At 66.8% G+C, this 13105-nt stretch carries 10 protein-coding genes; 7 read left to right on the forward strand and 3 right to left on the reverse strand.

Going from position 1 to position 13105, the window contains the following annotated elements; genetic code table 11:
* Positions 1 to 119: 119 nt before the first annotated feature.
* Entirely contained in the window at positions 120 to 3146 is a 3027-nt protein-coding gene (locus ABE546_RS13695; RefSeq protein WP_346464094.1) for a TonB-dependent receptor, read from the reverse strand.
* Positions 3147 to 3189: 43 nt separating this feature from the next.
* A complete protein-coding gene (locus ABE546_RS13700; protein WP_346464095.1) occupies positions 3190 to 4674 on the reverse strand; it encodes a transglutaminase domain-containing protein in 1485 nt (494 codons plus the stop codon).
* A 224-nt stretch (positions 4675 to 4898) separates the two neighbouring features.
* Here ABE546_RS13700 and ABE546_RS13705 point away from each other — a divergent pair, with 224 nt between their 5' ends.
* From ABE546_RS13705 to ABE546_RS13735, 7 genes are all read left to right on the forward strand, one after another.
* On the forward strand, positions 4899 to 6254 hold the full coding sequence (locus ABE546_RS13705; protein ID WP_346464112.1) for an SH3 domain-containing protein: 1356 nt from the start codon (positions 4899 to 4901) through the stop codon (positions 6252 to 6254).
* The gene (locus tag ABE546_RS13710) at positions 6255 to 7361 is read left to right on the forward strand and encodes a dipeptide epimerase (protein ID WP_346464097.1); all 1107 of its coding nucleotides are present in this window, start codon (positions 6255 to 6257) and stop codon (positions 7359 to 7361) included. It abuts the gene before it with no gap.
* A gap of 184 nt (positions 7362 to 7545) precedes the next feature.
* Complete coding sequence (locus tag ABE546_RS13715; RefSeq protein WP_346464099.1) at positions 7546 to 8394, forward strand: MurR/RpiR family transcriptional regulator; 849 nt, start codon at positions 7546 to 7548, stop codon at positions 8392 to 8394.
* An 18-nt stretch (positions 8395 to 8412) separates the two neighbouring features.
* Positions 8413 to 9171 carry a hypothetical protein gene (locus tag ABE546_RS13720; protein WP_346464101.1) on the forward strand — a complete coding sequence of 253 codons (759 nt, stop codon included), beginning with the start codon at positions 8413 to 8415 and terminating at the stop codon, positions 9169 to 9171.
* Positions 9168 to 10469, forward strand: coding sequence for an amino acid permease (locus ABE546_RS13725; RefSeq protein ID WP_346464103.1), 1302 nt, complete (start codon positions 9168 to 9170; stop codon positions 10467 to 10469). The genes ABE546_RS13720 and ABE546_RS13725 overlap by 4 nt, the downstream gene beginning before the upstream one ends.
* A 105-nt stretch (positions 10470 to 10574) precedes the next feature.
* On the forward strand, positions 10575 to 10922 hold the full coding sequence (locus ABE546_RS13730) for a hypothetical protein (RefSeq protein ID WP_070471533.1): 348 nt from the start codon (positions 10575 to 10577) through the stop codon (positions 10920 to 10922).
* A gap of 147 nt (positions 10923 to 11069) precedes the next feature.
* Positions 11070 to 12224: a PQQ-dependent sugar dehydrogenase gene (locus tag ABE546_RS13735; RefSeq protein WP_346464104.1), complete on the forward strand. Its 1155-nt coding sequence runs from the start codon at positions 11070 to 11072 to the stop codon at positions 12222 to 12224.
* Positions 12225 to 12293: 69 nt separating this feature from the next.
* Here ABE546_RS13735 and ABE546_RS13740 read toward each other — a convergent pair whose 3' ends face one another.
* On the reverse strand, positions 12294 to 12941 hold the full coding sequence (locus ABE546_RS13740) for a hypothetical protein (protein ID WP_346464106.1): 648 nt from the start codon (positions 12939 to 12941) through the stop codon (positions 12294 to 12296).
* Positions 12942 to 13105: the final 164 nt, after the last annotated feature.

Consider the following 13105-nt stretch of genomic DNA (forward strand, 5'->3'; position numbering starts at 1 on the left):
GGAGGGCGTGCTTCTTTGGCCGCCGGTTGAAAGCTGTACCGGCCAACGGTCGGTACCTACCGGATGGCGGTGAAGGCAGGTGCCGACTCACGGTCGGCACCTGCCACGTGCGCACCGGATCAGAAGTTCCAGGTCACCATCAGCTGCGTGTACCGCGGGGCCTGCCAGCGGGTGCCGGTGTTGAAGGTGTTCTCACGCACCTGGCCCGGCTGGGCTTCATAACGCTGGTGCACGTTGATGACGGTCTGGTTGTTGAACAGGTTGTAGACCGACAGGCGCGCGCTCAGGTCGATGCCCTCCACCGGCAGCCGCCAGGTGACGTTGGCGCCCATGGTCCAGGTCCACGGCAGGCGACCGAAGGCGCCGCGCGGGCTGTACTCGAACTGGCGCTGGTTGTACGCGCCCGAGCAGTTGGCCACGCACAGCCAGCCGGTACCGCCGCCGCTGCCTTCACTGGAGGTGCTGCCGCCGGCCACGGTGTCATTGGGCCACATCACGCCAAAGGCGGTGATCGGGCCACCGGACACCACCTGCAGCGTGGTGCCGAACGACCACTGCTCGTTCAGCGCGTAGGCGGCGCGGAACTTGAACTGATGGCGGAAATCGTTGAACAGCGGGCCATAGCGCTGGTTGTTGGACGGATGATCCCAGTGCTGGACCATGCCGGTGTCGCCGTAGTTGGTATCCGAATTGACCGGACCTTCGAAGTTGCCATCGCTGCGCGACCACAGGTAGGAGGCATTGAACAGCCACTTCTCATCCCACGCGCGGTCGATCTGGAATTCCAGCGCCTTGTAAGTGCGCTTGGGCTTGGAATAGCCGACCACCTCCAGACTACCGCCCTTGCGGTAGCCATCCTTGGAGGTGTCGATGGTGATCCAGCCTTCGGTGGCGCAGCCGATACTGGAGTCGCCCCAGATGGTCAGGCTCTCGCCCGGGTTGGCGATCGGCCACAGGGTGGTGCCCGTCGGGCCGCACGGGGTGTGGTTGATGCGCATGTCATCCAGGGCGCGGTCCATCTTGCGGTAGGTCGCGTTGACGCCCCACGACCAGGCCTGGTTGATCATGGTCTGGAAACCGAGGATGTACTCGTCCTGGTAGACCGCCTTCAGGTCCTTGTCCACGCTCTGGCGCAGGTCGGCCGCGCCGGTGTTCATGCGGGTATCGACCGGGCCGATCTGCTGGCCGATGACCGGAGCCATGTACGGCGCGCCGGTGACCGGGTTGGCCTGTTGCTGCCAGCCGTTGAGCACGTAGTAGGAGTACTCGTCGGTGAGGCCGCCGGCGAAGTTGACGTTGATGTTGTTGGTCACCGGCAGGTAATAGCGGCCGGCGTTGCCGAACAGCTTGGTGCTGCCGTCGCCCTTCATGTCCCACGAGAAGCCGAAGCGCGGCGCGATCAGGTCGTCCATCTTGATGAAGGCGTCGCCATCGGCGGTGCGGTTCTCGAAGCGGTCCCAGCGCACACCGAGGTTCAACATCAGGTTCGGGGTGATGTTCCAGATGTCTTCCAGGTAGAACGCGTTGGCTTCCGTCTCGAAGGTGCCACCGGAGACGCGGTTGCGCGCACGCAGCATCTCGGTCACGCCGGCCGGCACATAGGCATTGGCGCCGTCCCACACTTCATCGCCGGGCCGGGCGACGTAGGCGGTGTAGCTGAGCTGGGTCGGCCCCGGGTAACGCGTGGACTGTTCGGTGGTCATCAGCTCGCGGTCAACACCGAAGCGCAGCAGGTGCGTGCCCACCTGCCATTCGAAGTCCAACCGCGCGACTTCACGCGTGTCGTCGCGTTCGGCAACGGCGGCGCCGGTGGGGTGGCAGCCCGGGCGCAGGCCGTTGAGCTTGCCCAGACGTGATGCATAGCTGGCATCGGTGAATACCGGGCTGCACGCTTCATCCAGCGAGGAACTGGTGAAGGCGCGCTGGTTGTTCTCGCCCACCATGGCACGCGCGGTGAAGCTCTCGCCGAAGTGACCGGTATAGGTTGCCGACCAGTTCTTGCCGCCGGTTTCGGTGACTGAATCGCCGCCCCACGCACCGATCTGATCGTCATCCCAATCGTAGTTGTACGCGCCGTTGGTGATCTCGCCTTCATCGGAGAACGCCAGCAGCGCCAGGCTGTGGTTGTCGTTGATGTTCCAATCCAGCTTGGCGCCCCAGAAGCCGTTGTCGCTCTTGTTCTTGAACCAGCTCAGCGCGTCGGAGGAGGTGTTGTGGCCGGTGTCGTCGCGGTCTTCATACATCGCGAACAGGAACAGCTTGTCCTTGATGATCGGGCCGGAACCCCAGACGTTGGTCTTCAGGAACGAGCTGTTGTCGCGGCTGGCATAGGAATGCGGCGTGCCGTCGCGGTGGAAATGGTCACGTGGGCTGGAGCGCAGCGCGCTCGGCTCGGCAGTGACTTCCACGCCGCCCTGGAACTCGTTGGTGCCCGAGCGTGTCACCGCGTTGATCACGCCGCCGGTGGAGCGCCCGAACTCGACCGAGTAGCCACCGGTCTTGACCTGGAATTCGTTGAAGAACCCGAACGGCGCGCTGGAGAAGCCACGACGGGTGTACATGTCGGTGACGTTCAGGCCGTTGATGAAGACCGCGTTCTCAGCCACCGAGGAACCGGCGAAGGACAGGCCACCGAACGAGGAATTGCCGCCGACCACGCCGGGTGCCAGCAATGCCACTGCCGATAGATCCTGCGCCACCGGCAGGCGCGACAGCTCCTGGCGGTTGACGTTGAACGAGGTTTCGGTGGAATACACATCCACGCGATTGACCACGCGGGCACCGATCACCTGCAGCGCATCGAGGTTGACCACGTCGCCGCTGCTGGCCAGGTTGACCGTGGTGGTGCCGCCGACTGCCACGCTCACCGCGAACGGCTCGCCCAGCTTCTGGCCATCACGGCTGAGCTGCAGCTGGTAATCGCCGACCGGCAACTGGCCCAGGCGGTAGCTGCCATCGCCACTGGCGGTGACCGTACGGGTCAGGCCGGTCGCGTTGCTGACCACCGTCACCTGGTCACCGGCCGTGGCACGACCGGCCACGGCACCACTGACGTTCTGTGCCGAAGCGCCCATCGGCACCAAGCTGCCCAGACACACCCCCAGCGCGGCGTACAACGCCGCACGCTTCAATCGCTTTGCATTCATTCCCTGCTCTCTCCTGCAGATGTGGAATCGTGGATACCGCCGTTTACCGCGTTGCCGCCAGTGGCACCACGTGCGACTGGACGTCGTAATGCCATTGATCGAAGTACAGGTTGCCGCCGGACCACTCGGCCTCACCGCGCTGGGAATCCACCGTGTCCGAGCGGACGTGCTGCTTGGCTGGCACCAGCGGCTGGCCGTAGTCGTCGTTGAAGGCGATGCGATAGGCATCCAGCCCGCCCAGATAGAAATCGCGCAGCGCCGGCTGCGGGCTGTCCAGCCGCCCGGTGGTGACATCCATCGGCACCCAGCCATACGGGGCCAGATACACCGCGCCCCAATCGTGCAGATTGTTGTAACCGACCGCATCATCCGAATAGACCATGCCGGACTGCCAGCGCGCGGGAATACCGTTCAAGCGCAACAGGGCGATCAGCAGCAGCGTCTGCTGCCCGCAATCGGCATGACCGGCGTGCAGGGCGTAATCACTGAGGTTGGAGATCGTCGCGTACTCGCGCGCACCGGCCCACGGAATGGCGTCCACCGCGTCGAACAGCGTCTGCACGATCCGGTATGGATCGGTCTCAGTCCCCATTACCTTCGTCGAGTACGCGCGCAGCGCCGGGGTAAACACGATGTGCGGCGCCTGCTCGGCGAGGTACGGCGTCAGCGCAGGATCGTCCGGGGTGGGCTGGACCCTGGCCGGATCGACCTCGATATGCCGCGCGTACACAGTCACTGCGTAGCGGATCTGGAACTCCGTGGGCGTGCCGGCCACTGCCTTGCGCTCCAGGTAGGCGGTCCGCTGCAGCGTGGCTTCAGGCGCCACCTGCGCACCGGCCGGCGTACTCGCGATCCAGGTGATGTCTTCCTGCTGGCCAGCAATGGCGCGCGGGTACGGAATCCACGCGCGGATCGTTTCGCCGGCAGGCACGGCATCGGGTGTGACCACCAGCGACTGGGTCACCTCGATGCGGCGCGGCACCAGGCTGGTCGCGCCGGTAGCGCGGGCGGCGGCGACGATCTCTTCGTGGTGAGGGTGCAGGTGCTCGTAAGGGCCGTCCTTCGGCACCGGGGCATCGGGCGCGCGCCGGGCGCGTGCCTCGGCGCTGATCCGGAACAGATTGGACGGCGCGCGTTTGAAGTAGCGGCGCTGGCCATCGATATCCAGGTGTTCGAGCAAGCCGGCCGCCTCCCAGCGTGCGAACTCGTCCTCGCGAAGGTCGGGGATCTGCTTGCGCAGCTGCGCCTTGGCAGCCGCCGCATCCAGGGCGAAGTCCAGGCGCATGCGTCGCATGCGTTCGCGCTCGAAGGTATAGGCCTGACGATCGGCTGCCGACAGGCTCGGATCCTGCAACGCCGTCGCGATGTCGGCCTCGGCCTGCGCGAACGCACCGCGGTCGATCCCGGCGATCACCGTCGGCAGCGCGGCCGGCGCAGCGGCCAGCCCCCACGGCGTTGCCAGCAGACCAGCGCACAGGCACCAGACAGCAGGCAGAGGCAATCGCGGTTTGCGCATCACAGGATCCACGGCGACACTTCCCAAGGTGCGGGTGGGGTAATCGCTGTGTAACACGGGCCTGATAGCCGGTCAATAATTTATTCTTGCTTTCGCCGAAAAAAGGAATAAATATTCCTGATGCTTCCGAGGAGGGTGACCGCGTGATGATCCAGGCTTCCCCCCACCGCCCCGTGCGGTCCCGCTGGCTGTCGCGCGCCGTGGTGGCTGCACTGCTGGCCACCAGCGTCGCGCCAGTGTGGGCCGAGGCGCCGCGTGCCGCGCCCAGCGCTGATTTCGGCGGGGTCATCGCCCTGCGCGAGGCCTACCTCAGCCCCGGCTTCTGGGCCGATCGCCTGCCCGATCCGGACCGCGTGATCCTCGATCGCGCCGGTATCGCAGCGCAGAACGCCCGGATGCGGGCCGAGGATGCCTCGATCCATGACCTGCGCGCGCTGCCGGCGCAGCTGCCCCGCGCTCACGTGCTGGGCAGCATCCAGTCGCTGTCCAAATGGCCGGAGCGCACGCTGTATGGCCAGGACGGCAAGACCATCAGCGACCGGCAGCGCACTGACACCTTGGCCAATCTCGCGCTGGAGGCGATACCGGCGCAGCGCCCCCTCCAGTACGGCCTGGTCACCCATCGTGCCGCGCTGCGGGCGTTCCCGACCGCGCTGCGGGTGTTCAGCAGCCAAGGCGACACCGACATCGACCGCTTCCAGGAGTCGGCGCTGTTCCCCGGCGACGCCGTGGCGGTGCTGCATGAAAGCGCCGACGGGCGCTGGCTGTTCATTACCAGCGAACGTTATTCGGCGTGGATCGAAAAGCGCTTCGTGGGTATCGGTGACGCGGACACCGTGCTCGGCTACGGTCAGCACGGTCCTTACCGCGTGGTCACCGGCGCCACGGCGTTCACCGCCTACACCCCCAAGGAACCGCGCGTGTCGCGGCTCCAACTGGACATGGGCGTGCGCCTGCCGGTGATCGCCGACTGGCCGCTGGAGAAGACCGTCAATGGCCAACAGGCCCACGCCGCGCATGTGGTGCAGCTGCCGGTGCGCGATGCCGAGGGCCGCCTGGCGCTGATCCCGGCACTGCTGCCGCGTTCGCAGGACACTGCGGACGACTACCTGCCGCTGACCCCGCGCACGCTGCTGACCCAGGCCTTCAAGTTCCTCGGCGAACGCTACGGCTGGGGCCACGATTACGACACCCGCGACTGCAGCGGCTTCGTCTCGGAGATCTACCGCAGTGCCGGCGTGCTGATGCCACGCAACACCAGCGCGCAGGCGATCAGCCCCGCGCTGGACCGCATCGCCTTTACCGCCAAGGACGGCACGCCCACGCGCGATGCCGCCGTAAAAGCACTGCAGGTCGGCGATCTGGTCTACATCCCCGGCCACGTGATGATGGCGATCGGCCACATCGACGGCCGTGCCTGGCTGATCCATGACACCGCCGGCGGCGGCTGGATCGGCGCGGACGGCAAGCGCGTGCAGGCCCATCTCAACGGCGTGTCGGTCACTCCACTGGAGCCGATGATGGCCAGCGATACCGTGAGCTACATCGACCGCATCACCAACATCCAGCGCCTTCGGCCACAGACCCCCTGAATGAAGATCACCGACATCGAACTCGGCATGCTGCGCGTGCCGCTGAAGACCCCGTTCAAGACCGCGCTGCGCACCGTGGACACCGTCGAAGACGTGGTGGTGCTGGTCCGCACCGACAGCGGCCACACCGGCTACGGTGAAGCGCCGGCCACCGCGGTGATCACCGGCGATACCCACGGCTCGATCATCGAGGCCATCGACAGCTTCATCAAACCGCGCCTGATCGGCGAGGACGTGGCCAACCTCAACCGGCTCTGCGGGCTGATCCAGACCTCGATGGAGCGCAACACCAGCGCCAAGGCGGCGGTGGAGATCGCGGTCTACGATCTGTGGGCCCAGCTGCACAACGCACCGCTGTACCGCATGCTCGGCGGTGGCGATCCGGTGATCACCACCGACATCACCATCAGCGTGGACTACATCGACAAGATGGTGGCCGACTCGCTCTCGGCGATCGAACGCGGGTTCGAATCGCTGAAGATCAAGGTCGGCAAGGACATCGGCCTGGACATCGAGCGGGTCAAGGCGATCCACGCCGCGGTGCAGGGCCGCGCCCTGCTGCGCCTGGATGCCAACCAGGGCTGGACCGCCAAACAGGCCGTGCATGCGATGCGTGCGCTGGAAGAAGCCGGCGTGGTGCTGGAACTGCTCGAGCAGCCGGTCAAGGCCGCCGACATCAGTGGCCTGAAATACGTCACCGACCGCGTCAACACCCCGGTCATGGCCGATGAAAGCGTGTTCAACCCCGGCCAGGTATTCGACCTGATCCAGCAGCGCGCCGCCGACATCATCAACATCAAGCTGATGAAGACCGGCGGGTTGTCCAACGCGATCCGCATCGCCGACATCGCCGCGATCTACGGCGTACCGTGCATGATCGGCTGCATGATCGAATCGAGCATCTCCGTGGCCGCCGCCGTGCACCTGGCCGTCGCCAAGAGCGACATCATCACCAAGGTGGATCTGGACGGGCCGTCACTGGGCCAGTTCAACCCGGTCACCGGTGGGGTCAACTTCAACGAATCGGAAATCACCATCAGCGATGCGCCCGGGCTGGGCATCACCGAGGTACGTGGGCTGGAGGTGATCACGCCGCGGCGGTGGTGACACTGCCTGCACCACCTGCGGGTAGAGCCACCCCATGGGTGGCTGCTGTTCGCGCGATTCCGGCGTGCGTAGCCGACCAACGGTCGGCTCTACTTCGCGCGATTCCGCCTTGCGCAGCCGACCAACGGTCGGCTCTACCCGGTGCTTTGCGTATTCTCTCCTTTCCGGTCCTGATGCCCCACCCATGCCCCCTCTGGTGAAAATCCGCTCCGAGCGTGACCACATGTCGGCGATCGAACGTCGCATCGCCGACTTCATCCTCGACAACGCCCATCTCCTGCGCGATTACTCCTCCCAGCAGTTGGCCAGTGCATTGGGGATCAGCCAGTCCAGCGTGGTCAAGTTCAGCCAGAAGCTGGGCTTCAAGGGCTACCCCGATCTCAAGTACTCCATCGGCGAGGCCGTCGCGCGCGCCGGCAACGACCCGCACAGCCGGCCACCCACGCCTGAGGCGGCCGACGGTTTCACCCAGATCGCCGAGCGCCTGCGCGCAAGCAAAGCCGCGGCCGAAGAAGAGACCTGGCTGGCCAATCCCCAGGCCGACATCGAAGCCATCGTGCAGCTGATCGATGGGGCGCCCAAGGTATTCGTCTACGGGTTGGGCGATGACGGCCTGTACGCGCGCGAGTTCGCCATGCGGCTGTCGCTGCTCGGCATGCTCACCGTGCACCACGCCGACCCGATCCTGATGATGGCCAACCTCTCGGCCGCGCGGCCCGGAGATGCGATGCTGGTGTTCTCCGAATTCGGCAAGCTGCCGCAGTTGTTCCAGCTGTCGCGCCAGTTCCAGGACATGGGCGGCAAGGTGGTCTCGATCACCCGCCACAGCGCCAACCCGCTGCGCGCGCACGCCGATGCCAGCCTGGTGCTGTGCGCCCACGACCCGGCGCCGCACGTGGCACAACTGCTGTACCGTTCCTCATTGCAGTCCCTGCTGGATGTTGTCTTCGTCCTGCTGTGCCACGCCAACCCGGACCGCCACCGCCAGCTCGGGGTGAACCTGGAACGGATCGAACACCTGATCGACAGCTGATCCCGGGAGTCCGCCACGATGATGTCGCTGTTCCGTTCCGTCACCGCCGCGGTGCTGCTGCTCGCCACCGCTCCCGTCTTGGCCACCCCACTGGACGGCAGCACGCAGCTGGTCGTGGTCACCACCGAAGGCTGGGACGCCACCCAGGGCAATCTCCAGGCCTTTGAGCGCACTGCGCAGGGCTGGCAGCCGCACGGCGCCGCCGTCGATGTTGCCGTGGGCCGCAGCGGCAGCGCCTGGGGTGAAGGACTGCATCCGGCCCAGGCCGGAACGCCGCAGAAGCAGGAAGGCGACGGGCGCAGCCCGGCCGGTATCTTTGCGATCGGGCCGGCCTTCGGCTATGCGCCCGGCGTCACCAGCGGCCTGCCCTACCAGCCGATGCGCGACACCAGCTACTGCATGGATGTGCCGGATTCGCCGTATTACAACCGCATCGTCGATGCCGAGGTGGTCGGGGCGGAGGCAGTGGAAGGCTCGACCGAGCCGATGCGGCTGGACCTGCACAACAAGGGCGACGTGCGCTACCGCGAGGGCTTCGTCATCGAGCACAACCCCAAGGCCACGCCCGGGCGTGGCAGCTGCATCTTCGCCCACCTGTGGCGCGCGCCCGGTGAGGCCACCGCCGGCTGCACCGCGATGGCGCCCGCACCGATGACCACGCTGCTGGCCTGGTTGCAGGCCAGCGCGCGGCCGCGCTTCGTGCTGTTGCCGCGCGCGGAGTACCAGCGCCTGCAGGCCGAGTGGCAGCTGCCCGTGCTGGCGGGGAGCGTACCGTGAGTACCGCACCGCCGGATCCGCAGCTCGAACGCGCGGTCAGCCGCTGGCAGATCGTGGGGCTCTCGATCAACGATGTGATCGGCAGTGGCATCTACCTGCTGCCGGCCGCCACCGTTGCCCTGCTCGGTCCCTTCAGTCTGTGGGGCGTGGTCGCCGCCGGCATCGTGGTCGCGCTGCTGGTGCTCTGCTACGCGCAGGCGGCCAGCTACTTCGACGAGCCCGGCGGCAGCTATCTGTATGCGCGTGAGGCGTTCGGCCGGTTTGCCGGGTTCGAGATCGGCTGGATGATCTGGCTGACCCGGATCAGCTCCGCGGCGGCGCTCAGCAATGCACTGGCCGATGCGGTGGCGCGCTTCTGGCCCTGGGCCGGGCATGACATCGGCCGCGTCGCGATCATCGTGGTCTCGCTCGGTTTCCTCACCGCGGTGAACGTGGCCGGCGTGCGCTCGGCGGCGCGCACCGGGGTGATCCTGGTGATCGGCAAGCTGCTGCCGCTGCTGCTGTTCGTGGCGATCGGCGTGTTCTACGTCGATACCGATCTGGCCTTCTCCGGCGTGCGCCCGGACCCGCACGATCTGCAGCGCATGGGCGAAGCCGCACTTCTGCTGCTGTATGCCTACGCCGGCTTCGAGAACATCCCGGCCGCCGCCGGCGAGTACAAGAACCCGCGCCGCGATATTCCGTTCGCGTTGATCACCATGATCATCACCGTCACCGTGATCTATGGCGCGGTGCAGTTCATCGCGCAGGGCACGCTGGGCGGATTGGCCAGCTCGCCGACGCCGCTGGCCGATGCCGCCGCCAGCTTCGGTGGTCTGACGCTCGCCTTGATCCTGACCGTCGGCGCGACGATCTCCATCCTCGGCACCAACAGCAACACGATGATGATGGGGCCGCGCTTCCTGTTCGCGTTGGCGCGCGATGGCTACGGGCCGAAGATCCTGGCCCAGGTGCACCCGCGCTTCCGCACCCCGGCGGCGGCGATCATCGCGCAGGGCCTGATCGCGCTGGCGCTGGCGTTGTCCGGTTCGTTCGTGCAGCTGGCACTGCTGTCGATGACCACGCGCCTGTTCGCCTACATCGGCACGGCCGCCGCGGTGCTGGTGCTGGCGCGTCGTTTCCGTGATCGCCCGGGTGCGCTGAAACTGCCGGGTGGCCCGCTGATTCCGATCCTCGCGCTGGTACTGTGCCTGGCCCTGTTCGCCAGTGCGAGCTGGCAGAACATCGCCGCGGCAGGCATCGCGTTTGCCGTGGGTGCGGTGATCTACAAATTCCCGCGCCGCGATCACCCGGGCTGAGCCGATGCGCAGGTGAATGGCGCTTGATGTGTCATTCACCTCGCGGGTCCATGACGTTAACCCGGCTTTGGGTACGGTGAAGCTTCACCCAACCGGAGCCAACACATGAGCACTGACTATCAGATCCCCGGCCGGGTGCCGGAAGACGGTGTCCCGCGCCAGGCCGTATCGGACTATTGGCGTGAGCGCTTCCCGAGCGAACCGTACTACGACAACAACCAGTTCTTCGATGATTACGAGCCCGCGTATCAGCTCGGTCATCGCACCCGTGCCGACGACATGATCCGCGCGTATGAAGAAGTGGAGGCCGAGCTGCAGACCCGTTGGGCGCAGGAACACGGCCAGAGCAAGCTGAGCTGGGAACAGGCCCGCAATGCGGTCCGCCGCGGCTGGGATGAATCCACCGCGCTGCGCCAGGCACACCTGGACAAAGGCGTGCCGCGCGGTACCTGATCGCGCCTGCCCTCACGGCGACAGCGCAAACGACAGCGGCGGCCTTCGGGTCGCCGTTGTCATGTCCGCAGGACCTTTGGTCCACGCGACGTTGATGGCCATGGTGTACAACAGGGGCTGGCCATCGCCTCCCCGACGGAGACTTCCATGACCCGCAAGCTGTTGCTCACCCTCGCTATCAGCCTCACCCCCGCCCTGTTCACCACCGCCTGCGTCGCGGCAGACACGGCCAGCCCCAGCGCGCCCGTGCTCAAGAAGGCCCAGTGGCCGTTCGCGGCCACCGAATTCGCCCGCTTCGACGAGCCATGGGCGATGAGCTTCCTGCCCGACGGCAGCCTGCTGGTCACCGAGAAGAAGGGCGCGCTGAAGCACTTCAACGTGCAGACCCGCAAGACCGCGACCATCACCGGTGTGCCCGAGGTGGCCTACGGCGGCCAGGGGGGCTTCGGCGACGTGCTGCCGCATCCTGACTTCGCGAAGAACCAGCTGATCTATCTCAGCTACGCCGAGGAAGGCGACGGCGATACCCGCGGTGCTGCGGTGGCGCGCGCGCGCCTGGCACTGGCCGCCGATGGCAGCGGCACGCTGGAAGACCTCAAGGTGATCTGGCGCCAGACCCCGAAAGTCAGCGGCAAGGGCCACTACGGCCACCGTCTCGCCTTTGGTCCGGACGGCAAACTGTGGATCACCTCCAGCGAACGGCAGAAGTTCGATCCGGCCCAGGAGATGAGCGGCAACCTCGGCAAGCTGATCCGCCTCAACGACGACGGCAGCGTGCCGGCCGACAATCCGTTCGCCTCGCAGGGCGGCGTTGCCGCGCAGGTGTGGTCGCTGGGCCATCGCAATGCACTGGGTATCGCCTTCGATGCGCGCGGCAAGCTGTGGGTGCATGAAATGGGCCCGGCCGGCGGTGACGAGTTGAACCTGATCGAACGCGGTGCCAACTACGGCTACCCGATCGTCTCCAACGGCAGCCACTACGACGGCCGCGACATCCCCGACCATGACACCCGCCCGGAGTTCGCTGCCCCCAAGGTGACCTGGACCCCGGTGATCTCCCCGGCCGGTTTCGTCATCTACAACGGGACGCAGTTCCCGGCGTGGAAGGGCAGCGGCTTCATCGGCGGCCTGTCGTCCAAGGCGCTGGTCCGCGTGGCCTTCGACGGCGACACCGCCCGCGAGGCCGAGCGCTTCGACATGGGCGAGCGCATCCGCGAGATCGAACAGGGTCCGGATGGCGCCATCTGGCTGCTGGAAGACGGCAGCAACGGCAAGCTGCTCAAGCTCACGCCGAAAGCCTGAGCCCTGGCAGGCTGCCGGCGCATCGCCGGCAGCCTGCACAACTCACGCGCGCTCTGGCGCTACATCGGCTTACTGGATGGTCACGACCTTGACCTCGGTGCGGCTGCAGGCCGCATCCAGGCACGTGCCGTTGAGCCAGACCTGGCCGTCGCCGATCATCACGCCCTGCTGGTTGACCATGACGTCGTCGAATTTCTGCGCCGCGATCGCCTTGCGCACGGCCGGGGTCAGGATGCGCTCGTAGTTGCGCTGGAACTCGCCGGGGCCGGTGATCTTGGCCCCGTTGGCGATGTTCAACGGGAAGCGGACCTCCTCGACCACGGCCGCGCGATCGCCGCCATTGACGGCTTTCTGGAAGGCATTGAAGACCGCTTCGTACTGGGCAGCGTCGCCGAGGACCTGGTCGATGCGCTGACGGACGTCGCTGGTCGGCGCGGGGGGGGTGGCGGCGGCATCCGCGGCAGATGTCGTGGCACCGCCCGCAGCAGGCGCAGCGGCATCTGGCGCGGGGCTGCCGGCAGTGACCGCATCCGGCGACAGGCCCGAGGACGGCACGGTGTCACCTGGCGTCGGGCGGCCTTCAGGAATGGCGGTGGCCGGGCCCTGGGCAGGGTCCGCGGCAGCGGTATCGGCCGGCGGCGGCGCCGACGGACTGCAGGCGGCCAACCACAACGGGCTGGCCAAGGCCAACAGCAACGGGGTACGGGACAGGCGCATGGGTGGCTCCATCGGTTTCACGAGAGAGCCAGCGTACCCGCCGAAACGTCAGCCGCCGATGATGGATCCACGGTAGTGGCGGGCGCGGGGCGGGGCCCCCGGGAGGCCTCAAAGGTCAACGTTTGCGGCCCCCCGCCGGCCCAACAGGGGGGGGGCTGCCGCCC

The organism is Stenotrophomonas sp. TWI377, assembly GCF_039674525.1.
Classification (GTDB): domain Bacteria; phylum Pseudomonadota; class Gammaproteobacteria; order Xanthomonadales; family Xanthomonadaceae; genus Stenotrophomonas.

Bases quoted from the DNA above. Each gene is read 5' to 3' on its own strand.
- ABE546_RS13695 (WP_346464094.1), bottom strand. From the start codon at position 3,146: ATGAATGCAAAGCGATTGAAGCGTGCGGCGTTGTACGCCGCGCTGGGG.
- ABE546_RS13710 (WP_346464097.1), top strand. From the start codon at position 6,255: ATGAAGATCACCGACATCGAACTCGGCATGCTGCGCGTGCCGCTGAAG.
- ABE546_RS13715 (WP_346464099.1), top strand. From the start codon at position 7,546: ATGCCCCCTCTGGTGAAAATCCGCTCCGAGCGTGACCACATGTCGGCG.
- ABE546_RS13720 (WP_346464101.1), top strand. From the start codon at position 8,413: ATGATGTCGCTGTTCCGTTCCGTCACCGCCGCGGTGCTGCTGCTCGCC.
- ABE546_RS13730 (WP_070471533.1), top strand. From the start codon at position 10,575: ATGAGCACTGACTATCAGATCCCCGGCCGGGTGCCGGAAGACGGTGTC.
- ABE546_RS13735 (WP_346464104.1), top strand. From the start codon at position 11,070: ATGACCCGCAAGCTGTTGCTCACCCTCGCTATCAGCCTCACCCCCGCC.
- ABE546_RS13740 (WP_346464106.1), bottom strand. From the start codon at position 12,941: ATGCGCCTGTCCCGTACCCCGTTGCTGTTGGCCTTGGCCAGCCCGTTG.